At 64.2% G+C, this 24,139-nt stretch carries 19 protein-coding genes and 1 pseudogene; 13 read left to right on the top strand and 7 right to left on the bottom strand.

What is annotated here, in order from left to right; translation table 11 throughout:
* Window positions 1–61: 61 nt before the first annotated feature.
* Entirely contained in the window at window positions 62–970 is a 909-nt protein-coding gene (locus P6U29_RS25100) for an amino acid ABC transporter substrate-binding protein (protein ID WP_407112781.1), read from the top strand.
* Window positions 971–1,109: 139 nt separating this feature from the next.
* Here P6U29_RS25100 and P6U29_RS25095 read toward each other — a convergent pair whose 3' ends face one another.
* From P6U29_RS25095 to P6U29_RS25085, 3 genes are all read right to left on the bottom strand, one after another.
* Complete coding sequence (locus P6U29_RS25095; RefSeq protein ID WP_407112780.1) at window positions 1,110–2,321, bottom strand: acyl-CoA dehydrogenase family protein; 1,212 nt, start codon at window positions 2,319–2,321, stop codon at window positions 1,110–1,112.
* A 30-nt stretch (window positions 2,322–2,351) separates the two neighbouring features.
* Entirely contained in the window at window positions 2,352–3,470 is a 1,119-nt protein-coding gene (locus P6U29_RS25090) for a glycoside hydrolase family 172 protein (RefSeq protein ID WP_407112779.1), read from the bottom strand.
* A 102-nt stretch (window positions 3,471–3,572) separates the two neighbouring features.
* On the bottom strand, window positions 3,573–5,198 hold the full coding sequence (locus P6U29_RS25085) for a long-chain fatty acid--CoA ligase (protein WP_407112778.1): 1,626 nt from the start codon (window positions 5,196–5,198) through the stop codon (window positions 3,573–3,575).
* A gap of 177 nt (window positions 5,199–5,375) precedes the next feature.
* On the opposite strand from P6U29_RS25085, the gene P6U29_RS25080 reads away from it, so the two are divergent.
* The 5 genes from P6U29_RS25080 (at window position 5,376) to P6U29_RS25060 (ending at window position 9,813) form a co-directional block, all read left to right on the top strand.
* A complete protein-coding gene (locus P6U29_RS25080; RefSeq protein ID WP_407112777.1) occupies window positions 5,376–7,229 on the top strand; it encodes a flavin-containing monooxygenase in 1,854 nt (617 codons plus the stop codon).
* A 38-nt stretch (window positions 7,230–7,267) separates the two neighbouring features.
* Window positions 7,268–8,086 (top strand): lytic transglycosylase domain-containing protein, encoded by an 819-nt coding sequence (locus tag P6U29_RS25075; RefSeq protein WP_407112776.1) that lies wholly within the window; start codon window positions 7,268–7,270, stop codon window positions 8,084–8,086.
* Window positions 8,087–8,312: 226 nt separating this feature from the next.
* Entirely contained in the window at window positions 8,313–8,534 is a 222-nt protein-coding gene (locus P6U29_RS25070; protein WP_200454473.1) for a hypothetical protein, read from the top strand.
* Window positions 8,535–8,546: 12 nt separating this feature from the next.
* The gene (locus P6U29_RS25065; RefSeq protein ID WP_407112775.1) at window positions 8,547–8,969 is read left to right on the top strand and encodes a hypothetical protein; all 423 of its coding nucleotides are present in this window, start codon (window positions 8,547–8,549) and stop codon (window positions 8,967–8,969) included.
* A 391-nt stretch (window positions 8,970–9,360) separates the two neighbouring features.
* The gene (locus P6U29_RS25060) at window positions 9,361–9,813 is read left to right on the top strand and encodes a MaoC family dehydratase (protein WP_407112774.1); all 453 of its coding nucleotides are present in this window, start codon (window positions 9,361–9,363) and stop codon (window positions 9,811–9,813) included.
* A gap of 1 nt (window position 9,814) precedes the next feature.
* Here the strand turns inward: P6U29_RS25060 and P6U29_RS25055 are convergent, their stop codons facing one another.
* Window positions 9,815–13,003 (bottom strand): efflux RND transporter permease subunit, encoded by a 3,189-nt coding sequence (locus P6U29_RS25055; RefSeq protein WP_407112773.1) that lies wholly within the window; start codon window positions 13,001–13,003, stop codon window positions 9,815–9,817.
* Window positions 13,004–13,169: 166 nt separating this feature from the next.
* Window positions 13,170–14,414, bottom strand: a complete 1,245-nt coding sequence (locus P6U29_RS25050; RefSeq protein WP_407112772.1) for an efflux RND transporter periplasmic adaptor subunit — start codon at window positions 14,412–14,414, stop codon at window positions 13,170–13,172.
* 200 nt (window positions 14,415–14,614) lie between these two features.
* Here P6U29_RS25050 and P6U29_RS25045 point away from each other — a divergent pair, with 200 nt between their 5' ends.
* Both P6U29_RS25045 and P6U29_RS25040 read left to right on the top strand, forming a co-directional pair.
* Window positions 14,615–15,220 (top strand): TetR/AcrR family transcriptional regulator, encoded by a 606-nt coding sequence (locus tag P6U29_RS25045; protein ID WP_407112771.1) that lies wholly within the window; start codon window positions 14,615–14,617, stop codon window positions 15,218–15,220.
* 17 nt (window positions 15,221–15,237) lie between these two features.
* On the top strand, window positions 15,238–15,747 hold the full coding sequence (locus P6U29_RS25040; RefSeq protein ID WP_407112770.1) for a TetR/AcrR family transcriptional regulator: 510 nt from the start codon (window positions 15,238–15,240) through the stop codon (window positions 15,745–15,747).
* Here the strand turns inward: P6U29_RS25040 and P6U29_RS25035 are convergent, their stop codons facing one another.
* The gene (locus tag P6U29_RS25035; RefSeq protein ID WP_407112769.1) at window positions 15,748–17,256 is read right to left on the bottom strand and encodes an amidase; all 1,509 of its coding nucleotides are present in this window, start codon (window positions 17,254–17,256) and stop codon (window positions 15,748–15,750) included. It lies immediately after the preceding gene.
* Window positions 17,257–17,655: 399 nt separating this feature from the next.
* On the opposite strand from P6U29_RS25035, the gene P6U29_RS25030 reads away from it, so the two are divergent.
* From P6U29_RS25030 to rnz, 4 genes and pseudogenes are all read left to right on the top strand, one after another.
* Complete coding sequence (locus P6U29_RS25030; protein WP_407112768.1) at window positions 17,656–18,873, top strand: multidrug effflux MFS transporter; 1,218 nt, start codon at window positions 17,656–17,658, stop codon at window positions 18,871–18,873.
* Between the two features lie 15 nt (window positions 18,874–18,888).
* Complete coding sequence (gene guaD / locus P6U29_RS25025) at window positions 18,889–20,286, top strand: guanine deaminase (RefSeq protein ID WP_407112767.1); 1,398 nt, start codon at window positions 18,889–18,891, stop codon at window positions 20,284–20,286.
* Window positions 20,287–20,301: 15 nt separating this feature from the next.
* On the top strand, window positions 20,302–21,285 hold the full coding sequence (locus tag P6U29_RS25020; protein ID WP_407112766.1) for an antibiotic biosynthesis monooxygenase: 984 nt from the start codon (window positions 20,302–20,304) through the stop codon (window positions 21,283–21,285).
* A gap of 48 nt (window positions 21,286–21,333) precedes the next feature.
* Window positions 21,334–22,236 (top strand): annotated as a pseudogene (gene rnz, locus P6U29_RS25015) (ribonuclease Z).
* Between the two features lie 15 nt (window positions 22,237–22,251).
* Here rnz and P6U29_RS25010 read toward each other — a convergent pair.
* Window positions 22,252–23,085 (bottom strand): IclR family transcriptional regulator, encoded by an 834-nt coding sequence (locus tag P6U29_RS25010; RefSeq protein ID WP_407112765.1) that lies wholly within the window; start codon window positions 23,083–23,085, stop codon window positions 22,252–22,254.
* Between the two features lie 119 nt (window positions 23,086–23,204).
* Between P6U29_RS25010 and P6U29_RS25005 the strand changes: the two genes are divergently transcribed.
* Window positions 23,205–24,128 (top strand): dihydrodipicolinate synthase family protein, encoded by a 924-nt coding sequence (locus tag P6U29_RS25005; protein ID WP_407112764.1) that lies wholly within the window; start codon window positions 23,205–23,207, stop codon window positions 24,126–24,128.
* Window positions 24,129–24,139 lie beyond the last annotated feature (11 nt).

Raw genomic sequence — 24,139 nt, 5'->3', positions numbered from 1 at the left:
GCTATCAGCTCCGCAATTGCGTATCGACACCAGTCGATGCCCCCCTTTAAGGAGCCCTTCGATGCGTCTTCCCACTATTCTTCTGGCCGTGACATGTCTTGCTGGCGCAGCTTCAGCCGAAGATCTCACGGGCACGCTCCAGAAGGTCAAGGAGACCAAGAAGATCACGCTGGGCTATCAGGAAGCCTCGGTCCCGTTCAGCTATCTCGACGGCAACCAGAAGCCGGTCGGGTTCGCAATGGACATCTGCCTCAGGATCGTCGATGCCGTGAAGAAGCAGCTCGGCATGCCCGACATCGCCGTCGATTATCTCGCCGTGACCTCGTCGAACCGGATCCCCTTAATGGTCAACGGCACGCTCGACCTGCATTGCTCGGCGACCACCAACAACGCCGATCGTCAGAAGCAGGTCGCCTTCACCAACACGCATTTCCTCAGCGCGACGCGGTTTGCGGCGAAAAAGGCCGCCAAGATCAACACCATCGACGATCTCAAGGGCAGGGCGGTCACGGCGGTCGCGGGATCTGTGAACCTGACGCAGCTCGCCAAGGTCAACACCGACCGCAACCTCGGCATCAACATCATGCCGGCCAAGGACCAGGCCGAGGCCTTCCTGTTGCTGGAGACCGACCGCGCCCAGGCCTACGCACTCGACGACGTCCAGCTTGCGGTCGCGATCGCGCGGTCGAAGGAGCCGCAAGCATTCATGATCAGCGAGGAGGCGTTCTCCAAACCGGAGCCCTACGGCATCATGCTGCGGCGGGAGGACGCTCCATTCAAGGCGCTCGCCGATCGCGCAACCGCGGAGCTTTATGCCAGCCCGGAGATCGAGGTTCTCTACAAGAAATGGCTGCAATCGCCGACACCGCCGAACGGCCTCAACTACAACGTCCCGATGTCCCCGGCCTTGCGCAACGCCTTCAAGAAGCCGAGCTCGAGCGCCGATCCTGATGTGTATGTGGTGAACTGAGGCGAGGCGGTCTGGGCGCTGACTGCAGCCGTGCGCGATACGAGGCCAAGACGATCAAGCTGCGCATTGCCACCTTCTTCCACAAGGGGAGAAGGGAAGACGCGCGCCGCCGCTGGTTAGCGAAACAGACAATGCGCAGCTACGCGTTCGAATATTTCTTCAGCTCGAACCGCGCGATCTGGTTCCGGTGGACCTCATCGGGGCCGTCGGCGAGCCGCAGCAGCCTTGCGGTCGCATAGGCTTGCGTCAGGCCGAAATCGTTCGAGGTCCCGCCGCCGCCGTGGGCCTGAATGGCCCAGTCGATGATCTGGCAGGCCATGTTGGGAACGGCGACCTTGATCATGGCGATCTCGGCCTTCGCGACCTTGTTGCCGACCGTGTCCATCGCATGGGCCGCATTCAGCGTGAGCAGCCGCGCCTGCTCGATCATGATGCGGGCTTCCGCGATGCGCTCTTGCGTCACCGTCTGCTCCGAGACCGGCCTGCCGAAGGCAACCCGGCTGCGCACGCGTCGGCACATCTTCTCCAGCGTGCGTTCGGCAAGGCCGATCAGGCGCATGCAATGATGGATGCGGCCGGGCCCGAGGCGGCCCTGCGCGATCTCGAAGCCGCGGCCCTCGCCGAGCAGCATGTTCTCCTTGGGCACGCGAACATTGGTGAATACGACTTCGGAGGCGCGGTCCGGCACGCCGTAGAAGCCGAACACGGGCAGGGGGCGCTTTACCTCGATGCCGGGCGTGTCCATCGGCACCAGGATCATCGATTGCTGCTTGTGCCGGTCCGGATTGTCTGGATCGGTCTTGCCCATGAAGATGCAGATCTTGCAGCGCGGGTCGGTCGCATTGGTCGTGTACCATTTGCGGCCGTTGATGACGTAATCGTCGCCGTTGCGCACGATCGAGCTTTCGATGTTGGTCGCATCGGATGATGCGACCGCCGGCTCGGTCATGGCGAAGCAGGAGCGGATCTCGCCCGCGAGCAGCGGCTTCAGCCAACGCTCCTTGTCCTTCTCCGAGCCGTAGCGCTCCAGTACTTCCATGTTGCCCGTGTCGGGCGCCGAGCAGTTGAACACCTCCGGCGCGAGATGCGAGCGGCCCATCACCTCGCAGAGCGGAGCATAGTCGAGATTGGAAAGACCCGCGCCATGGTTGCTCTCGGGCAGGAACAAATTCCAGAGCCCCTCGGCGCGCGCCAGCGGCTTCAGCTCCTCGACGATTGGATAGACCTTCCACGGCCCGAGCTCTTCGGCCTCGCGATAGAACCGCTCCTCGTTCGGATAGATGTGCCGGTCCATGAAACTTTCGAGCTTGCGCTTCAGCTCGACCACTTTGGGCGACATCGGATAGAGCATCTCGGGTCCTCCTTGATCGATGGACGGCAACTAGCCAATTTCGAGATAGTCCGGATCAGGCAGCTTGGGGAATGGTGCGGTCGGCAGCGTCTGGTACCAGAACGCGACGGAGGCGATGTCGTCCTGCAACGGAAGATACTTGGCTTCCTTGACGCCCGGCAGCCAGCCGAGCGCCTGGATCGTCACGCGCAGATCGGAGCGGAAACGCACGGGATCGGGGATGTGCCAGCGGTACAGGCTGAAGCGTTGCTGCGATCTGTAGACACCATCAGGTCGGATCACCTGCGGCAGGCCGGCATAGGGCGTGGTGAATTCCTGGTAGCGCGATTGCTTCACCTCGGCCTGGCCAGAATGGGCGACATAAGGATCGAAATTATAGGCGCCGCAAAAATAGTCTTCAGTGCCGGTGCCGCAGATCGTCGGGAATGCGCCGTCGCCGTCGATGAAGAACTTGATCTCGCCTTCGCCCCACCAGCCATTGTTGTTGACACCCCAGGCCATGTAGGTGCCGACGTAATGGCCGGCGCCGCTGATGCCGTCCAGGATGGTGTAAACCTCCTTGTACGGCAGCGGATTGGTGCGGCGGAATTGCGCATGGAAATAGACGCAATCTTCCGGCACGTCGGTCAGTGTGTAGTTGATCTGGTAGTAGACCGTGAGCTGTTCCTCGCTGCGGTTCTCCAGCGTGAAGCGCGCGCGCTTGCGGAACGGCATCTCCCAATAGCAGTTGAAGGCGCGGCCGGGATTGACGCAGACCGCGAGCGAGGACACTTGCGCATACTCTTCCCACCCGCAGGCGAAGAAGTCGCCGGCCGGACATTCCACGCTCGGCTGTTCCTGATCGTCCCAATAGACGCGCAGGATCGCGTGACGCAGCCGCCCGCGCGCCAGCGTCATCCAGACCTGCTGGACCGCGCCTTGGCCCTGGATGTCGGCGAGCGTGAAGATCGCGCCGGGCTCGATGACGACGTAAGGAGAGACCTTCCAGCCCTGGCCGAGATCGCGCGCCTGACGCGCGGCGGGGCCGTCGACGGACATGCCGCCTTTGCCCTTCTCTCCGGTGAAATTCTCCGGGCTGATCGAGCGCGTCAGCGCGTTCGACAGGCGCGACAGATTGCCGAGATGCATGCCCAATCCGGAAAACGTCATGATGTCCTCGATCCAAGGTGAGCGAGGTCTCGATATATCGCTCCTGAATCTACCAAAAGATGAAGAGCACGCACGGAATTGTCCGCACGCGATCGGGTGTCGTCATGCGACGCGATACTCCCTGAATCTCTCGCGCAGCGCGGATTTCAGCACCTTGCCGGTGCCGGTCATCGGGAATTCGTCGAGGAATTCGACGGCGTCCGGCAACCACCAGCTCGCGATCTTCGGACGCATGTGGTCGAGTAGCGTCTTGCCGTCGACGGTCGCTCCCTTCTTGCGAACGACGAGGAGGAGCGGGCGCTCCTGCCATTTCTCGTGTGTGATCGCGACCACAGCGGCCTGCAGCACGTCGGGATGGGATAACGCGATGTCCTCGAGCTGGATCGAGGAGATCCACTCGCCGCCGGACTTGATCACGTCCTTGGAGCGGTCGGTCAGCGTGACGTGGCCTTGCGGGTCGATCACGGCCATGTCGCCGGTGATCAGCCAGCCGTCGCGATCGAGGCCCTCGTCGAGCTTCATGTAGCCGGAGGCGACCCAGGGCCCACGGGCCCGCAGATGTCCAACGGTCTTGCCGTCGCGCGGCAGCTCAACGCCGGCGTCGTCGACGATGCGAAGAGATGTACCGAAACAGGCGCGCCCCGAGACCTGTCGCCGATCGAATTTTTCCTTCTCGCTGAGGTGCTCGGAGCCCGGCCGCAGGCCCGGCATCGAGCAGCCCAGGGCCTCGGTCATGCCCCAGGCCTGGATATAATCGATGCCGTACTCGCGCTTGAGCTTCTCGACCATCGCGCGCGGCGGGGCCGAGCCGGACGACAGCGTCGCGCGCAGCGTAGAGAACTTGTTGCCGGTGCGGCCGAGCCAGTCGAGCAGGATCAGCCAGAAGCTCGGCACGCCCGCCGACAGCGTCACCTTCTCGCCCTCGAGCAATTCGTAGAGCTTGTCGGGCTCGTAGTTGCGGCCGGGCAGCACCAGCTTGGAGCCGGTATAGGGCGCGGTGAACGGCATGTTCCAGCCGTTGCCGTGGAACAGCGGCGCCATCGGCATCATCACCTCGCGCACGCCTTCGACATGGCCCGGCAGGAAGTCGAAACTGCAGCAGGTCATGGTCTGCAGGATCGCGGCGCGGTGCGAGTAGATCACGCCCTTGGGATTGCCGGTTGTGCCCGAGGTGTAGCAGATCGTCGAGGCGGACTTCTCGTCGAACTCCGGCCAAACAAAGCCGGTGTCGTTCTCCTTCTCCAGAAGCTCCTCGTAACAATGCACGTTCGCAAGCTTGGTCTCGGGCATCCGCTCGCGCGAGGACATCACGACATAGGCCTCGATCGTCTTGAGCTGCGGCGCGATGGCCTCGACAATCGGCAGCGTGGCACGGTCGATGAACAGCAGGCGATCTTCGGCGTGATTGATGATGTAGACGAGCTGCTCGGGAAACAGCCGCGGATTGATGGTATGTAGCACATAGCTCATGCCCGGCGCGGCGTAGAACATCTCGAAATGGCGATGGGTGTTCCAGGCCAGCGTGCCGACGCGGTCGCCGGAATTCATGCCAAGCCGCTTCAATGCGAGCGCCATGCGCTTGATCCGCGGATGCGCGTCCGCGTAGGTGTAGCGATGGATGTCACCCTCGATCTCGCGCGCGACGATCTCCGCTTCGCCGTGATAGTCGGCCGCATATTGGATTAGGCCGCTGATCAGAAGCGGCATGTCCATCATCAATCCCTGCATGGTCTCCTCCAGATGCCGCGTCGTTGCGTGGCGCCGATTTTTGATTTGCGAAGAAGGTTAGCGGAAGGTCGCGGAGCCTTCACGCAAAAAACAGCGAGCGTGATTGCATGCAGCGCTTTTTCGAGGCTAACGTGAGGTGAGCTGTCGGCGAAGCAGCCTTTGCGGTGGAGGAGATGGATGTCAGCGGAAAGACACAAGATCGGTACAACCGACGCATCTATGGTCGATGTTTCCGCTCTCCGTGCCCGCTATCGCGACGAACGCGATCGTCGCCTGCGCGCCGAGGGCAAGGCGCAGTATGTCGAGGCCACAGGCGAGTTCAGCCGCTATCTCGACGATCCCTGGGCCGATCCCGGACTTGCGCGGCCAGTCATCAGCGAAGCGACCGAAGTGCTCATCGTCGGGGGCGGCTTCGGCGGTCTGTTGTGTGGCGCGCGGTTGCGCGAGGCCGGCATCGAGGATTTTCGTATCGTGGAAAAGGCCGCCGACTTCGGCGGCACCTGGTACTGGAATCGTTACCCCGGTGCCGCTTGCGATACCGAGAGCTATATCTATCTGCCGCTCCTGGAAGAGACCGGCTACATGCCGGTGCGCAAATACGCCCGGGCGCCGGAGATCTACGAGCACTCGCGCCGCATCGGCCGTCATTTCGGGCTCTACGAGCGTGCGCTGTTTCAGACCGTCATCTCGCGGATGACATGGCAGGAGCGGGAGGCGCGTTGGCTGGTCGAGACCGATCGGGGCGACCAGATCCGCGCGCGCTTCGTCATTCTTGCCGGAGGGCCGCTGAGCCGTCCGAAGCTGCCGGGCATTCCCGGCATCGAGACGTTCAAAGGCCGTAGCTTTCATACCAGCCGCTGCGACTACGGCTACACCGGCGGCAATGCGGACGGCGGTCTGACGGGTCTTGCCGACAAGCGCGTCGGCATCATCGGTACCGGCGCCACCGCCGTGCAATGCGTGCCGCATCTCGGCCGTTCGGCGAAGGAGCTCTATGTCTTCCAGCGCACGCCGTCCGCGATCGGCGTTCGCGACGACCGGCCAACGGATCCGGCCTGGGCGCAGAGCCTCAAGCCTGGCTGGCAGCGCGAACGCATGGACAATTTTACGTCGGTGATTTCAGGCGAGCCGTTCGAAGAGGATCTGGTGCAGGACGGCTGGACCGGCCTGCTCGGCGAGATCCTGCTGGCGCCGCGCCGCCAGAAGCAGCCGGTGAGCTCGATGGAGGAGGCGCTGCAGGTCATCGAGCAGGCGGACTACCGCAAGATGGAGGAGATTCGCGCCCGTGTGGATGCCGTGGTGACGGACGAGGCGACCGCTTCCGCGCTCAAGCCCTGGTACAAGGCATTCTGCAAGCGACCGTGCTTCCACGACGAATATCTCGACACGTTCAATCGTCCCAACGTGCATCTTGTGGATACCAGAGGGCAGGGCGTCGAGCGCATCACGGAGAACGGTGTCGTGGTCGACGGCAAGACCTATGAGCTCGACTGCCTGATCTACGCCAGCGGTTTTGAGGTCGGCACCGATTACGCGCGGCGCATGGGCTTCGAGGTCTATGGCCGCGACGGCATGAGCCTGTCCCAGCGCTGGCGCGACGGCGTCAAGACGCTGCACGGTTTCTACAGCCGCGGCTTCCCGAACTGCTTCCTGATCGTCACTGTGCAAGCCGGCCAGAGCGCCAATTTTCCGCACATCATCGACGAGCAATCGCGGCACATCGCCTACGTCATCAAGCAGGCCCGCGAGCGCAAGGCGCGCACCCTGGAGCCGACGCTTGCCGCCGAGAACGCCTGGGTCGACGAGGTCGTCAAGGCCGCACTCGGCCGGCAGACCTATCTCGCCGAATGTACACCGGGCTACTACAACAACGAAGGCGTATTCGATCCGATCGCGGCAAGAAACAGCCAATATTGGCGCGGGCCGGTGGCATTCCTGCGGCTGCTCGACAAATGGCGCAAGGAAGACAATCTGGAAGGCCTCGAATTGTCCTATGATCAGGCCATGGAGTCGGCGCGTTCCACCGGTTAAGATTGTGCCGCCGAACGGTACAGGACGGGAGATTGGGTATGACGAGGGGCAGGAAGGTTGCAGGCGCGGTTTTGGGCGCAATGACGCTGCTCGGCTGCCTGGCATCCTCCGCCGAAGCGGCGCAATGCGGCAGCTCGCCGGCCGGCTTCGAGGCCTGGAAGCGCGAGTTCAGCGCTGAGGCGCAGGGCAAGGGCATCGGTCCCACCGCACTGTCGGCGCTGATGCAGACCAATTACGCCAGCGCCACCATTGCGGCCGACCGCGGCCAGCGCAGCTTTTCGCTGACGCTCGACCAGTTCCTGGCCAAGCGCGGCGCCACCACCATCGTCGCCAAGGGCCGGCAGCTCAAGCAGTCGCAAGCCGCCTTGTTCGCCTCGATCCAGCAGCGCTATGGCGTCCCGCCCGGACCCTTGATCGCGATCTGGGGCATGGAGACGGGCTTCGGCAGCCAGCGCGGCAACCAGAACATGCTGTCGTCGATCGCGACCCTCGCCTATGACTGCCGCCGTCCCGAATTCTTCACCGACCAGCTCTATGCCGCCTTGAAGCTGATCGACCGCGGCACGCTGTCAGGATCGACCCGCGGCTCCATGCACGGCGAGGTCGGCCAGACCCAGTTCATGCCCAAGAATATTCTGGCCTACGGCACCGGCAATCTCGAAGTTGCTGCCAATGCGCTAAACTCGACGGCGAATTTCCTCAAAGCCCATGGTTGGCGCGCAGGAGCGGGATACCAGCCGGGCGAGCCGAATTTCGCTGCCATCGAGGCTTGGAATGCCGCTGGCGTCTATCAGAAGGCAATCGCGCTGATGGGCCGGCAGATCGACGAGGGCGGCGCCGCCGCAGCCTCGCGCTAGCTGGAGCATGATCCGGACCCGAAGGGCCGCGTTAGCGAAAAGTGTGCCGCGGTTTTTCGAAAAGATCATGCTGAAACAACAGCCTAAAGCGCGATGAGGATCTCATCGCGCTCGAGGTTGCTCAGCAAGGCGTGATGCGCCGACGCGAGAAAGTTGTTGCCATTGGGAACCGACGGCATGAGGTTTGCTTTGATCAAGTTCAGGGCTGGGCATGAGGAGACTCAACATGGCTACCCAGATCGTGATGGACCAGACGGGCGATACGCGCCACGAGTTTGATCCTGGCAACGCCGAAGCGCTGGCGCGAGCCGAACGGCGCTTTCGGGAGCTGACCGGAGCCGGCTTCACCGCCGCTCTTCGAACCGGGCCCGGCGAAGTCACCCGGATCCGATCGTTCGATCCGACCGCGCACGAAACGCTATTCTATCCCCGCCTGGTCGGCGGCTGATCTGAGCTGCTCATGATCGCGGCAGTTTGGCTCCGCGCGCCGGCGCGTGCGCGTCTGCATGCGCTGCGTGAACTCTATCGCCGCTTCTTCGGCGAGAACACGCCGGATGCCCGCGGCCGCCGGCTTCTGGCCGAATGGCTGACGCCGGCGCAGCGCGCGCAGTTCGAGCAGCACCGGTATTTCGACGTCGTCGGCTGCGACACCGGCAGGACCTATCGCATCCATTACGGCACGGCCGCCAATGTCCATGAGATCGACGGCGAAGGGCACGCGACGATGGGATGGTGCTTCGTCCCGTCAGGCTTCCTGGTGCCGGGCGACGTGATGCTGGCGCAGAAGATCGCGCTCGAGACGGACGAGAAGGGAGCGCTTGCGCTCGCCAACCGGTTTCCACCGGCGACGCATTCCGAGCACTTCTACCGGCGGCCTTTCTAGCGCCGGAGGAGCGAGGCGGTCAGGAGTGCGTGGTGCGGTAGGCGTCCAGCGCATGCGCCGCGAAGACGCCAATGCTGCAAAGCGCGAGCAGGGCTGAGATCAGCTCAATCATAGCTCGTCCCCCAGTAGCGGCTGGGCAACGAGGTTTTGGCAGCAGGAATATTCGTAGATCAGGTCCAGGATGAATTGCATGGTGGCCGTCCCTGTATTTGTTTTGACAACCACTTAACTGACCATCTGTTTCAGGCGTGTTTCGTCGCACCGGGAAAGGGGTTTCGCGCGGAACCCTGCGCTGGCTTGTGCGCTGCGGGCCCGCTATATCCCGCTATCGCTCACGGCATTTTAAGCCCTCTCTTCGGGGGACCGGCACATCATATTGCGAGGCAAAATCATGGCGCAGGTCGAGTGGTTCGACGATCTGACCGTCGGAATGCGGTTCAAGTCCCCCGAAGTTCTGGTCACCGAGGCCGACATCAAGCGCTTCGCCGCCGAGTTCGATCCGCAGCCGATGCATCTCGACCATGAGGCCGCCAAGACGACCCTGTTCAAGGGGCTTGCCGCCTCGGGATGGCACACGGCCGCGATCGCCATGAAGCTCGCGATCCAGACCCGCCCGTTCGGCCCGCATCCGCTGATTGGCGCCGGTGTCGATGGCCTACGCTGGACGGTCCCTGTGCGGCCCAATGACCGTCTGCATCTGGTCGGCGATGTCATGAGCCTGACGCCGTCCAAGTCGAAGCCGCAGGGTATCGCGCTGGTCAAATGGACCATGCTCAACCAGAACGGCGAGGAAGTTTACACCTTTACTCCCATCGCCATCGTACCGCGGCGGGACTCGCGTTGAATCATTCGGCGAGCCCCTGAACCGGCGCCGCGCTGATGTCGCTGCCGTGATGCGTCAGCGGCTTCATGCCGGTGACGGTTCTGAGCAGCACATAGAACACCGGCGTCAGGAACAGGCCGAACACGGTGACGCCGATCATGCCGGAGAACACCGCGACGCCCATGGCGCGCCGCATCTCCGAGCCTGCGCCCGTCGAGAGCACCAGCGGCAGCACGCCCATGATGAACGCCATCGACGTCATCAGGATCGGACGCAGCCGCAACCGGCTGGCTTCGATCGCAGCCCGGATCGGCGTACGCCCCGCAAATTCGAGCTCGCGCGCGAATTCGACGATCAGGATCGCGTTCTTGGCGGAGAGGCCGACGAGCACGATGAGGCCGATCTGGGTGAAGACGTTGTTGTCGCCCTTGGAGATCCAGACGCCGAACATCGCAGCGAGCAGGCCCATCGGCACGATCATGATGATCGAGAGCGGTAGGGTCAGGCTCTCATAGAGTGCGGCGAGCACCAGGAACACCAGCAGGATTGCCAGCGGGAATACCCAGATGCCTGAATTGCCGGCGATGAACTCCTGATAGGTCAGGTCGGTCCATTCGAAGGCAAAGCCGGGCGGCAGCACCTCCGCCGCGATCCGCGTCGCCGCCTCCTGCGCCTGGCCCGAGGAGAAGCCGGGCGCAGCCGCCGCGTTGATGTCGGACGACAGGAAACCGTTGTAGCGAATCGCGCGCTCCGGCCCCGCGCTCTGGCGGATCTTGAGCAGTGCCGACAGCGGCACCATGTCGCCGGAGGACGAGCGCACTTTCAACTGCCTGATGTCGTCGGCGCGCGCGCGGAACGGCGCGTCGGCTTGCACCCGGACGGAATAGGTGCGGCCGAACTTGTTGAAGTCGTTGACGTAGTAGGAGCCGAGGTAGATCTGCAGTGTGTTGAATACTTCAGTCACGGGCACGCCAAGCTGGAGCGCCTTGGTGCGGTCGATGTCGGCGAAGAGCTGGGGCACGTTGACCTGGAAGCTCGAGAACACGCCGGCGATCTCCGGTGCCTTCTGCATCGCCGCCATGAACGCCTTGGTCGCCTCGTTCAGCGCGTCATAGCCGAGGCCGGCGCGATCCTCGATCTGCAGCTTGAAGCCGCCGATGGTACCGAGGCCGTTGACCGGCGGCGGCGGGAACATGGCGATGAAGGCTTCCTGGATGCCGGCATATTTCTTGTTCAGCTCGGCTGCGATGGCGGGACCGCTGAGCGAGGAATCCTTGCGCTCGTCGAACGGCTTCAGCGTCGAGAACACGATGCCGGCATTGGAGGAGTTGGTGAAGCCGGAGATCGAGAGGCCTGGGAAGGCGACCGAGCTCTCGACACCGGGCTGGGTCAGCGCGATGTCGCTCATCTTGCGGATGACTTCTTCGGTCCGGTCGAGCGTTGCGCCATCGGGCAGGCGGGCGAAGCCGACCAGATATTGCTTGTCCTGGCCCGGCACGAAGCCGCTCGGCACCTGCTGGAACAGCAGAGCAGTGAGGCCGACCAGCGCCACATAGAGGCCCATCACCGCGGCCTTGCCCGAGATCACCTTGGTGACGGTGCCGCTGTAGCTCTCCGACGAGTAGGTGAACGCCCGATTGAAGCGGCGGAAGAACCAGCCAAGGCTCTTTTCCATGACGATCGTCAGCTTGTCCTTCGGTTCGTCATGGCCCTTGAGCAGCAGCGCCGAGAGCGCCGGCGACAGCGTCAACGAGTTGATGGCGGAGATGACCGTCGAAATCGCGATCGTCAGCGCGAACTGCTTGTAGAACTGTCCGGTCAGGCCGGAGATGAAGGCGAGCGGCACGAACACCGCGATCAGCACCAGCGCGATCGCTATGATCGGACCCGACACCTCTCGCATGGCCTGATAGGTGGCATCCCGCGGCGACAGCCCGGCCTCGATATTGCGCTCGACATTTTCGACCACGACGATGGCGTCGTCGACGACGATGCCGATCGCGAGCACGAGGCCGAACAGGCTGAGCGCGTTGATGGAGAAGCCGAATATGTGCATCACCGCAAAGGTGCCGACGATCGAGACCGGCACCGCCAGCAGCGGGATGATCGAGGCCCGCCAGGTCTGCAGGAACAGGATCACCACCAGCACGACCAGCGCGATCGCTTCCAGCAGCGTGTGGATCACCGCCTCGATCGAGGAGCGCACGAACTGGGTGGGATCGTAGACGATCTGGTAGGACACACCTTCCGGCATGTTCTTCTTGATCTCGGCCATGGTGGCGCGGACGTGATCGGAAATCTGCAGCGCGTTGGAGCCGGGCGCCTGGAAGATCGGGATTGCCACCGCCTGCTTGTTGTCGAGCAGCGAGCGCAGGCCGTATTCGGACGCGCCAAGCTCGATGCGTGCGACGTCGCGCAGCCGCACCACTTCGCCGCGTGCGCCGGTCTTGACCACGATGTCGCCGAACTGCTCCTCGTTTGCGAGCCGGCCTTCCGCATTGACCGAGAGCTGGAGATCGATGCCTTTGACGTTCGGGGAGGAGCCGACCACGCCGGCGGCGGCCTCGACGTTCTGCGCCTGGATCGCCTTGACGATGTCACTGGCGGTGAGCCCATGCTCGGCCGCCTTCTGCGGATCGACCCAGACCCGCATCGAATAGTCGCCGGCGCCATAGAGCTGGACGTCGCCGACGCCGTCGATCCGCGCCAGCCGGTCCTTGACGTTGAGCACGGCATAGTTGCGCAAATACGTCATGTCGTAGCGGCCGTTCGGCGACAAGAGATGCACGACCATGGTGAGGTCGGGCGACGATTTCTTGGTGATGATGCCGAGCTGGCGCACCACGGCCGGCAGGCGCGGCTCGGCCTGCTGCACGCGGTTCTGCACCAGCTGCGTCGCCTTGTCGGGGTCGGTGCCGAGACGGAACGTCACCGTCAGCGTCATGGCGCCATCGGTGGTCGCCTGGCTCGACATGTAGAGCATGTTCTCGACGCCGTTGATCTGCTCCTCGATCGGCGTCGCCACCGTCTCCGCGATGACCTTGGGGTTGGCGCCGGGATAGGTCGCGCGCACCACGACGGAGGGCGGCACCACGTCCGGGTATTCCGAGATCGGCATCGCGAACAGCGAGATCAGGCCGGCCAGGAAGATTAGGACCGACAACACGCCGGCGAAAATCGGACGGTCGATGAAGAACTTTGAGAGATTCATGGCTCTGCCCCTGGGCAATATCCTGCGCGCCTCCAGACAGCTCCACCGTCATTCCCGGGCGTGGGCGAAGCCCACGAACCCCGGAATCTGGAGGTGAAGCGAGCGGAGTTTCGTAACTGCTCGATCCCGGGTTCGCGCGATGCGCGCCCCGGGATGACGGAAAGCACTAACGTTGCACCACGTCCTGGTTGCTGTGGTTGGACGCCTGCTGCGGGCCTCGCGCGCCCATCTGTGCGATCTCCGTCTTGAGGAGGGCACCGGGACGCACGCGCTGCAGGCCGTTGACGACGATGCGGTCGCCGGACTTCAGGCCCGAGGTGACGATGCGAAGCCCGTCGACGGCGCCACCGAGGGTAACCGGCCGGTAGACGGCGCGATTGTCATCGCCGACCGCCATCACGAACTTCTTGTCCTGGTCGGTGCCGATCGCGCGCTCGTCGATCATCACCAGCGCCTGTTGCTTCGGCTGGCCCATGCGCACGCGGGCGAACTGGCCGGCGATGAGGCGCCCATCATCGTTGCCGAATACGGCGCGGACACGGATGGTGCCGCTCTGGCCGTTGACCTGGTTGTCGATGAGCTGGATGTGGCCTTTCGCCGACAGGCCGCCCGACGTCGTCATCTCGACCGGGATCTGGTCGAGCTTGCCGCGTTGGCCGGTGGCATCCGCGATCGAGTTCAGCGCGCGCAGCACCACCTCTTCATCCGCGTCGAACGAGGCGTAGATCGGATTGACCGAGACCAGCGAAGTCAGGACCGGGGACGCGGTGCCGGCGGCGACGAGATTGCCGACGGTGACCTCGATCTTGCCGACGCGGCCGTCCACGGGCGCGCGCACCTCGGTGTAGTCGAGATTGAGCTTTGCGGTCTGGAGCGTCGCCTCGGCCGCCTTGACGTTGGCGATGGCTTCACGATGGGCATTGTCGCGCTGATCGTAGTCGCGTCGGGTGACGACGGCGTTGCCGACGAGCTGCGCGCCGCGCTCGAGCTCGCTCTGGGTGAAAACGACGCGGGCTTTCGCGGCCTCGAGCTGGGCCGCAGCCTTGTCGACCTCGGCCGCATAAGGTGCCGGATCAATCTTGAACAGCACGTCGCCGGCCTTCACCAGCGCGCCTTCGGTGAAATTCGCCGACAGGATCGCACCCGCGACGCGCGGGCGGAGCTCGATGCGGTTGATGGCCTCGAGCCGGCCGGAGAAATCGTCCCACAACACGGTCTGCCGTGGCTCGATCATCGCGACGGTGACGGAGACAGCCTGTTCAGCCGCGGCCGCCGGTGCGGTCGCTTGCGCGGCATGAAAATAGCGGCCGGTCGCGATCGAGCCGGCCGCGGCGAGGGTGCCCACGATGGCAACGCCGCCCAGAAGGCGGCGGAAACGGCCGGTGCGGGAGGTATTTTGGGAGGGGTGCATTTGCGCGCTCCAGATATGTAGTGTTCGCTACAGATGTGGAGCTGGATACCGCAGCGCAAGATACTTATGTACCGTTCGCTAAGAAAATTGTAGCTGCATACCGCAAGAATTGGAAGACACTAGGAAAGTAGAATTAGAACAAATAGTTAGGATTCGGCGTTAAGCCTCAGGCAGAACGCGAATTCCGAGGAGGTAGCTACATGGGCATGGGACGCCCCCGCGAATTCGACGCCGACGTGGCGTTGGATCAGGCGATGGAAGTGTTTTGGCGCCATGGCTATGAGGGCGCGACGATCGCCCAGCTCACGGAGGCCATGGGCATCAATCCGCCCAGTCTCTACGCCTGCTTCGGCAACAAGGAAGGCCTGCTGAAGGCCGCGCTCGACCGCTACACCAAGCTGCGCGGCGCCTGGATGGACGAGGTGGTGGCAGCGCCGACCGCCCGCGCCGTCGCCGAGCGCATGCTGATGGGTATCGCCGACAAGCAGACCGATCCCGCCAATCCGCCGGGCTGCCTGCTCGTGCAAGGCGGCATCGCCTGCGGCACCGGCTCCGAGAACGTCCCCTTCGAGCTCGCCGCCCGCCGCGCCCAGAACGAGGACCAGCTCCGCGACCGTTTCATCCGCGCCAAGGCCGAGGGCGATCTGAAGGAGAGTTCGGATCCTGCCGCGCTCGCGCGCTATGTCTCGGCCGTGTCAGTCGGTATGGGCGTGATGGCGTCCTCAGGTGCGGATCGCGAAGCACTGCGGCAGGTCGCGAGCGTCGCCGTGCAGGCGGTCGAGGCACAGTCGGCTGACGGAACGTAGCTATCTCGCAGATTGCATTGCAGACAGCGCCGGCGGCGGGACGAAGCCGCCGAACTCGCGCCTGCTTCGGCAACAAGGAAGGCCTGCTGAAGGCCGCGCTCGACCGCTACACCAAGCTGCGCGGCGCCTGGATGGACGAGGTGGTGGCAGCGCCGACCGCCCGCGCCGTCGCCGAGCGCATGCTGATGGGTATCGCCGACAAGCAGACCGATCCCGCCAATCCGCCGCCGGGCTGCCTGCTCGTGCAAGGCGGCATCGCCTGCGGCACCGGCTCCGAGAACGTCCCCTTCGAGCTCGCCGCCCGCCGCGCCCAGAACGAGGACCAGCTCCGCGACCGTTTCATCCGCGCCAAGGCCGAGGGCGATCTGAAGGAGAGTTCGGATCCTGCCGCGCTCGCGCGCTATGTCTCGGCCGTGTCAGTCGGTATGGGCGTGATGGCGTCCTCAGGTGCGGATCGCGAAGCACTGCGGCAGGTCGCGAGCGTCGCCGTGCAGGCGGTCGAGGCACAGTCGGCTGACGGAACGTAGCTATCTCGCAGATTGCATTGCAGACAGCGCCGGCGGCGGGACGAAGCCGCCGAACTCGCGCTCGAGCAGTTCGGCCAGCGCGATCGTCGTGCGGTCCTCCAGATACGGCCCGATGATCTGCACGCCGATCGGCAGGCCCGAAGGCGCGCGCTCGATTGGCACGGCGGTCGCCGGGAGTCCGCAGGTCGAGGCGGGGTCTGCCCAGATGAAGCAGGCATCGGCGTAGTTGTAGAGCGTTCCATCGATATCGAGTTGCCTCGCGTCGAACGGCTCGGATTGATCGTGTGGAAAGGCCGGCACAGCAGCGGCCGGGTAGATCACCGCGTCGAAGTCGCGGAACAGCTCGTACCAGCGTTGCTGAAGCTGTAGGCGTGCCGCGTCGGTCGCGAGCCACTCGCGATGGATCATGCCCCAGCCGCGGGTGCGCTCGGCCTCCAGGCTGCGATCGTCGGGCGAGAGCACCGCGGCAACGCCTTGCGCCTCTGCGAGTGCGGCCGGTATCAGGCGCGGACTTCGCGCGGCGTTCAACAGCTTCATGTAGAGCCGCGCGGATTCGGCGAGGTCGGGCAGCGACGAACTTGAGCGCGCGACCCGTGCACCAAATCGCTCGAGCCGTTCCGCCAGTCGTCCGATGGCGGAACGCACGGCGTCACCCGTCGGCATCAGGGGGTGCGTATCGATCACGAGGATCCTGAAATCCCTGAGCTGCTCATGTCGAGCAGCCGGCAGCAAAAGGCGATAGCCGACGCCGTCGCGCATCTCGTCGGGGCCGGCAATCACGTCAAGCGACAATGCGAGGTCCGAGGCGGTGCGCGTCATCGGCCCGATGACGGCGAGATCGCCCTGGCCGGGGACGGGCGGTGCCGGTGGCAAGCTGTATCCGCGCAGCGGGACCAGGCCGAGGCTCGGCTTGTGTCCAAACACGCCGCAGAAATGCGCAGGGACCCGGATCGAGCCCCCGATGTCCGAGCCGATCGAGAGCGGACCGAAGCCCGCGGCCAGCGCGGCGCCCGATCCGCCCGAGGAGCCACCGGGCGAGCGGCCGAGATCCCATGGGTTGTTCGTCGTCCCGTGGATCTGGTTGTAGCTCTGGAAATCCCTGAGGCCGATCGGGATGTTGGTCTTGCCGATGATGACGGCGCCCGCCGCCTTCAACCGCGAGACGATAAGGGCGTCCTCCGCCGGTTGAAAATCCCTGAAATGCGGAAAGCCCCATGTCGTCGGCAGGCCGGCGACGTTGAACGGTTCTTTCAAGGTCGTGGGGATGCCGAGCAGCGGCCGCCGCTCGCCGCGGCCAAGCGCGGCATCGGCAGCGCGGGCGGCGTCTCTGGCGCGATCGAAATCGCGAACGATGATCGCGTTGATCTGCGGATCGAGCGCCTCGATGCGCGCGATGGTGTGCTCGAGCAACTCTGATGCCGATATCTTGCGAGCGTGCAGCGCGCTCAGAAGCGCGCTGATCGAGCCGTAATCCAAGTCAGCGACACCTGCGGCCGGTCCTCGCTGCATCACGATCTCCCTGTATTTCGCGGCCGGGATTCGAAACAGCGATGCCTTCCGAACGGTTAATGACGGCGGCTCGACGACGAATTCACAACTGGTGATCCCGCAATCCTGCGCCTGTTTTGCCCGACGTGTCAAACGTCCGCGCTGACAAGGTTCGCGCGGCGGCGGGATGGAAATTTTTCAATGATTTGTACTTTGCATGGGGTTGTTTTCGCATTTTTTTGTTGGCGCGCTCCCCAGCCATAGCATCAGCTGTCGGATTACGTATCACCACGGCACCTCCTAAGAGTTTCTACACACAGTTCTGGCACGCTCCGCGCGTCAATATCCGCAACCTGCATCGTCGCCTCTCATTGCGCGCACGAAAAGACGGAGCCTGCGGACATCGAGGGGGCGTAAGCCATGACTGCACTTGCTTCGGACGCCGGTCGCGCCAGGGGTGGGATCGTGCCGATCCTGTTGTGCGTCGTGCCCTTCAGCCAGATTCCGCTCGATGCCTATACGCCTGGCCTGCCGCAGATGGTGGTGGATCTCGCTGCCGACGCGGCGTCGATGCAGAACACTGTCACCGCCTACATGCTCGGGATGAGTCTGGCGCTGGTGCCGGTCGGCATCGCCTCCGATACGCTCGGCCGCCGCAACGTCCTGCTCGTAGGGCTGTCGGTGCTGATCGCGATGAGCATTGCCTGCGCGCTCGCCACCAGCGCCTCGCTGTTGCTGGGCTTGCGCTTCCTGCAAGGCATCGGCGGCTGCACTTGTCTCGTCGTCGCCTATGCGGTCGCCGCTGATTGCTTCCGCGGCCGCGAGCTCACCGCCATCTCCGGTCTGCTTGGCGCAGCATGGGGGCTTGCGCCGGTGCTGGCGCCGGCAGCCGGTGGCTTCATCGTCGAGCTGACCTCGTGGCGCGGCGTCTTCGTCGTCATCGCCATCGCCGCTGCGATCGTCGCCACGATCGTCGTATTTCTTCTGCCCGAAACCTTGCCGGCCGAGCGGCGCGCGCCGTTCGATCCGCGCCGCACCGCCGGCATTCTTCGTGAAACGCTTGTCCGTCCGGGCTTCCTCGCCTTTGTGCTGGTGTTTGCCGCAGCCGCCAGCGCGCAACTGGCGTTCGGCGTCGTCGCGCCGTTCTTCTACCAGACCGGTCTCGGCTATTCGGCGGCCATCTACGGCCTCGTCGCGCTCGGCCTTGGCGGCGTCAATCTCGCCGGCGAACTCGGCTGCGCGCATTTCGCGCGCTTCATGCCGGCCCGCATGTTGGGATTCGGTGCCTTCGCGCTGTTTCTTGCTGGTGCGGCGGTGTTGACCGTAACAGGCATGACCCTCGGACTCGATTTCATGTCGATCGCGATCGGCGGCGCGCTGGTGCTCGGCGGCTGCGGCGTTCTTTGCCCGATGATGTACGGCATGGCGCTCGGCCTGTTCGAGCGCGACCACGGCCTGATCGGCGGCCTCATCAGCGCGCTCTGCTATCTCGCGGTGAGCGGTGCCATGGCGATCGCGGCGGTGCTGCCCGAGGCGACGCAGGCGCCGATTGGATGGCTCTATCTCGGCCTCTGCACTGTTGCCGGCACGTTGCTTGCGATCTCGCTGCCCGCTGCGCGGCAGGCCACACAATCTTAAGGAAGGAAACAGTTCATGACCACCGTCGGCATTCGCGGCACGTTCTTCGACTTCGTCGACGATCCCTGGAAGCACATCGGCAACGAGCAGGCCTCCGCGCGCTTTCACCAGGATGGCCTCATGGTCGTCACTGACGGCGTGATCAAGGCGTTCGGCCCTTATGACAAGGTCTCCGCCGCGCATCCGGGTGTCGCGATCACCCATATCAAAGACCGCATCATCGTCCCCGGCTTCATCGACGGCCACATCCATCTGCCGCAGACCCGCGTGTTAGGAGCCTATGGCGAGCAGCTCCTGCCGTGGCTCCAGAAGTGGGTCTATCCGGAAGAGCTCAAATACCGGGATCGCAACTACGCGCGCGAGGGCGTGAAGCGTTTCCTCGACGCGCTGCTCGCGTCCGGCACCACTACCTGCCAAGCCTTCACGAGTTCCTCGCCTGTTTCAACCGAGGAATTGTTCGAGGAAGCGGCCCGCCGCAACATGCGCGTCATCGCGGGCCTCACCGGCATCGATCGCAACGCGCCGGCCGATTTCATCGATACCCCCGATAATTTCTATCGCGACAGCAAGCGGCTGATTGCGCAGTACCACAACAAGGGCCGCAACCTCTACGCCATCACGCCGCGCTTTGCCTTCGGCGCCTCACCGGAATTGCTGAGAGCGTGCCAGCGCCTCAAGCACGAGCACCCGGACTGCTGGGTCAACACCCACATCTCCGAAAACCCGGCCGAATGCAGCGGCGTGCTGGTCGAGCATCCGGACTGCCAGGACTATCTCGGCGTCTACGAGAAGTTTGATCTGGTCGGTCCAAAGTTCTCCGGCGGCCACGGCGTCTATCTCTCGAACAACGAGTTCCGTCGCATGTCGAAGAAGGGCGCGGCGGTGGTGTTCTGCCCGTGCTCGAACCTGTTCCTCGGCAGCGGCCTGTTCCGGCTTGGCCGCGCCACCGATCCTGAGCATCGCGTCAAGATGTCGTTCGGCACCGACGTCGGTGGCGGCAATCGCTTCTCCATGATCTCTGTGCTGGATGACGCCTACAAGGTCGGCATGTGCAACAACACGCTGCTCGACGGCAGCATCGATCCGGCGCGCAAGGACCTCGCCGAAGCCGAGCGCAACAAGCTCTCGCCCTATCGCGGCTTCTGGTCGATCACGCTCGGCGGGGCCGAAGGCCTCTACATCGACGACAAGCTCGGAAATTTCGAGCCTGGCAAAGAGGCCGATTTCGTGGCACTCGATCCGAACGGCGGGCAGGTCGCACAAGCGTGGCATCAGTCGCTGATCGCCGACGGCGCTGGCCCGCGCACGATGGATGAGGCCGCGAGCATGCTGTTTGCCGTCATGATGGTCGGCGACGATCGCTGCGTCGACGAGACCTGGGTGATGGGCAAGCGTCTCTACAAGAAGGGCTGAGGCGGACGTCTGCCAATGAGTGCATCTCCTGACACAGCCGGCCAGCCGGTCGCTCTCGTCATCCAGCGCCGCATTGCCGACGACGGCTTTGTTGCGTTCGCACGGTGGAACGGTGAGGTTGGCGAGGTGCTCAAGGCCTGGCCCGGCTTTCTCGGCCAGGAGGTGGTGCCGCCGCAGCCGCCCGCGCATGTGGATTGGGTGACGATCCTGCGCTTTGCGAGCCCAGCCGCCGCGCGCGCCTGGCTGCAGAGCGAGGTGCGGGCGAAGCTGATCGCCGAGGTTCAGCGCTTCTTTGTCGGTTCGGAGGACGTTCACATCCTGCCCGACACCGGCGTCCAGCGCGACAATGCGGTGTCCGCCGTCATCTCCTTCAAGGTCCCCGACGGGCTGGAGGACGCGTTCCTGAAATGGCAGCAGCGCATCCAGGCCGCCGAGGCCGAGTTCAAGGGATTTTTGCGTCACAAGATCGAGCGGCCGATTCCGGGACTGCATGACGAATGGATCATCATCCTGTCGTTCAACAGCGATGCCAATCTCAATGCGTGGCTCGACTCGCCCTTGCGACAAACGCTGCTCAAGGAGGGCGCGCGCTTCAACGCCGGCATGAACGTGAAGCGGGCGAGTTACGGCTTCAATTTCTGGTTCCCGGCCGGTAAAGCGCCGGCTCCGGAACAAGGGTCGGGCTTTATCTGGAAGAGCAACCTGATCGTTCTCCTGGTGCTCTATCCCGTGGTCTACCTCTGGGGTTATTTCATCAGCAGGCCGCTGATCGACAGCCATGGCGTGCCGATCTGGCTGTCGCTGTTCGTCGGCAATCTCGTCAGCACCCAGCTGCTCGGCTGGTGGCTCGTGCCGGCCGCCTTCAAGGCGCTCGACTGGTGGATGGCGCCGAAGGCGGCGATCAGTCGCCAGATCGCAGGCTACGCGCTGCTTGCCGCGCTCTACGCCGCGTCGATGGCCCTGTACGCGCTGCTGCTCACGTGGCATTGGGGGCGGTGAGGCCGGCCGGATGAGAGGCCTCGGCCAACTTCCGGATTCGTGACGACCATGTTCGCCCTGACATTTCTCGGGACATCGGCGAGCGTTCCCTCAGCGGAGCGCAACCATCCGGCGCTCCTCGTGGAAGCCGCAGGCAAGCGTGTCCTGATTGATTGCGGCGAGGGCACGCAGCGCCAGTTGCTGCGCAGCGGCGTCGGCTTTCGGCGGCTCGATCGCATCCTGCTGACGCACGCCCATCTCGACCACGTGCTCGGCATCCCCGGCCTGTTCTCGACCCTGGGCCTACGGCAGACCTCCGACGTGATGACAATTCACGGTGGGAAAGGCACGCTCGACATCGTCATCCGCATGCTCGCAGGCCTGTGGGGCGTGGGCAGGGCGCCGATCGCGGTGGAATTCGTAGCTCTGACCGAAGGGCAGGTCATCGACGCCGGCGACTTCACCATCGACTGCTTTCCGGTCCGCCACCGCGACACCGATAGCTTTGGTTTCGTCTTCAAGAGTCCCGCGCGGCGCCATCTTCGGGCCGATCGTCTCGCGGCGCTCGGTGTCCCGGACGGACCGATGCGCGGCGAGTTGGCTGCGGGCCGACCGATCGTGCTTGCCAACCGAACCATCGATCCGGAAGACGTCCTCAGCCCACCGAGCGGCGGCAGCAAGCTCGTCGTGATCGGCGACACCGAGACCACCGAGGGGCTGTCGCAATAGTTAGCCGACGCCGACATGATGGTGATCGAGGCGACCTTCCTCGATCGCGACGCGCCGACCGCGCGGAGTTACGGCCACCTTACCGCGGCAGAGGCGGCTTCCTTCGCGGCCGCGAATAACGTCGGGCAGCTCGTGCTGACCCATATGTCAGGGCGTTACGAAGACGAGGAGATCCTGGCGGAGGCGACAAGGATCTTTCCGAACAGCCGGATCGCCGCCGACTTCGACCGTCTCGTGATCTAGTCGCCGCGAGCGCGCTCAGCTCGACAATCCTGACTTGATTGCGATCTCCTGCGCCTGGCTCGTCACCTGCACCAGCCGCGGCAGCGCCTGATCGCGGAAGGCCGCCATGTCCATCCGCATCGCATCGACGGTGACGCTCAATCCGGCGATCACCAGACCCTGCGCGTCGAAGATCGGCGTTGCCAGCGTGCGCAGGCCATAGGCGTTCTCGCCGTCGGAGACGGCATGGCCCTTCTTCTTCACCTGATCGAGCCGGGCGAGCAGGGCGTCGAGGTCGGTGAGCGTTCGCTCCGACAGTTTTACACGGGGGCGCAACTCAAGCCGCGCGATCTGCTCATCGCGCGCCAGATGCGCCAGCATGACGTGGCCGAGCGCAGCGCTGTAGGCCGGGATGCGCGTTCCTGGCCGGCGATCCATCTTGTGGCGATCGAGGCCGGCACCGACGCGGGCAAGATAGATAACGTCGCCGCCGTCGAGGATGCCGAGCGAGGCAGCATCGCCTACCGCAGGCACGAGCTCGCGTAGCAGCGGCTCAACGATGGTCCGGAGCGATCCGTGCGACAGCACGGTGTAGCCGAGATCGAGGCAGGCAACGCCGAGGCGGAACCGGCGGCTCTGCGGAACCGCCTGGAGATATCCGAGCTCGATCAGGGTCTGGATCAGCCGGAATGCGGTCCCGCGATCGAGATCGGCCCGTGCGGCAATCTCACTCAGGGTGAGCTCGAAGGCCTCGTTGGTGAAACTCTTGAGCACGGCAAACGCCTTGCCGACGGAAGCGACGTAATTCTTTGGATTTTTCGGTGTGGCTTCAGGTTTACGCTTTGCGGCCCTGTTCTCAGCCTTTGCCATCCTCGAATGCCCGCCATGACAGCTGCCCTTGACGCGGCGGCAGCCTGATCTTACCAACGAGACAGATCATAACAAATGTTCGCATTCCGAACAATATCGATTTGACGATCGGAGGAAGTTTGTCGAAATCATCGCTGCACCCTCATGGCGTGTTCTCCGCCGCGTTGACGCCCCTCGACGCAGAGCTCGCCCCCGATCATGCGCGCTTCGTCGCGCATTGCCGTGACCTGCTGGACGAAGGCTGCGACGGCATCGCGCTGCTGGGCACCACCGGCGAGGCGAACTCCTTCTCCGCAGCCGAGCGCATGGCGCTGCTCGAGGCAGTGGTAGCCGCGGGCATCGCACCGCAGCGGCTTCTCCCCGGAACGGGCGTTGCCGCGCTCACCGAGACCATAGCGCTGACGCGTCACGCGCTCTCGGTCGGCGTGGACACCGCGGTGATGCTGCCGCCGTTCTACTACAAGGGCGTCAGCGACGACGGAATCTACGCGTCCTACAGCGAAGTCGTGCAGCGCATCGGCGATGCCAGGCTCAAGGTCGTGCTTTATCACATCCCGCAGATGTCAGCGCAGCCGATCTCGCATGCGCTGATCGAGCGGCTGCGCAAGGCCTATCCGGCGACCTTCACTGGTATCAAGGACTCCTCCGGCGACTTCGCCAACATGACCGCGATGGTCGAGCGTTTCCCCGGCTTTTCGGTACTCGTCGGGGCCGATCCACTGCTCTTGCCGCTGTTGCGCAAGGGCGGAGCAGGCTGCATCACGGCAACCTCCAATCTCGTCGCGCGCGACCTTGCCTATGTCTACAAGCATTTTCGCGACAGCGACGATGATGCGGCGCTCAAGGCGGCGCAGGCGCGCATCGTGAAGGCGCGCGAGCTGGTCTCGCGTTTCCCGCAGATGGCCTCGCTGAAGACGATCGTTGCCAAGCGAACCGGACATGCCGGATGGCAGCGCCTGCGGCCGCCGCTGGAATCCCTGCCGCCGGCCCAAGTGAAAGAGCTGCTTGCGGATGCTGCGGCATTCGGCGCCGCCACCGTCTAGATTCGGCCCCG

This window comes from Bradyrhizobium sp. LMG 9283 (assembly GCF_045571415.1).
In the GTDB taxonomy this organism is placed as follows: Bacteria; Pseudomonadota; Alphaproteobacteria; order Rhizobiales; family Xanthobacteraceae; genus Bradyrhizobium.
Note: the sequence above shows the minus strand (reverse complement) of the source record. Positions and strands in the feature narration are given on the sequence as shown.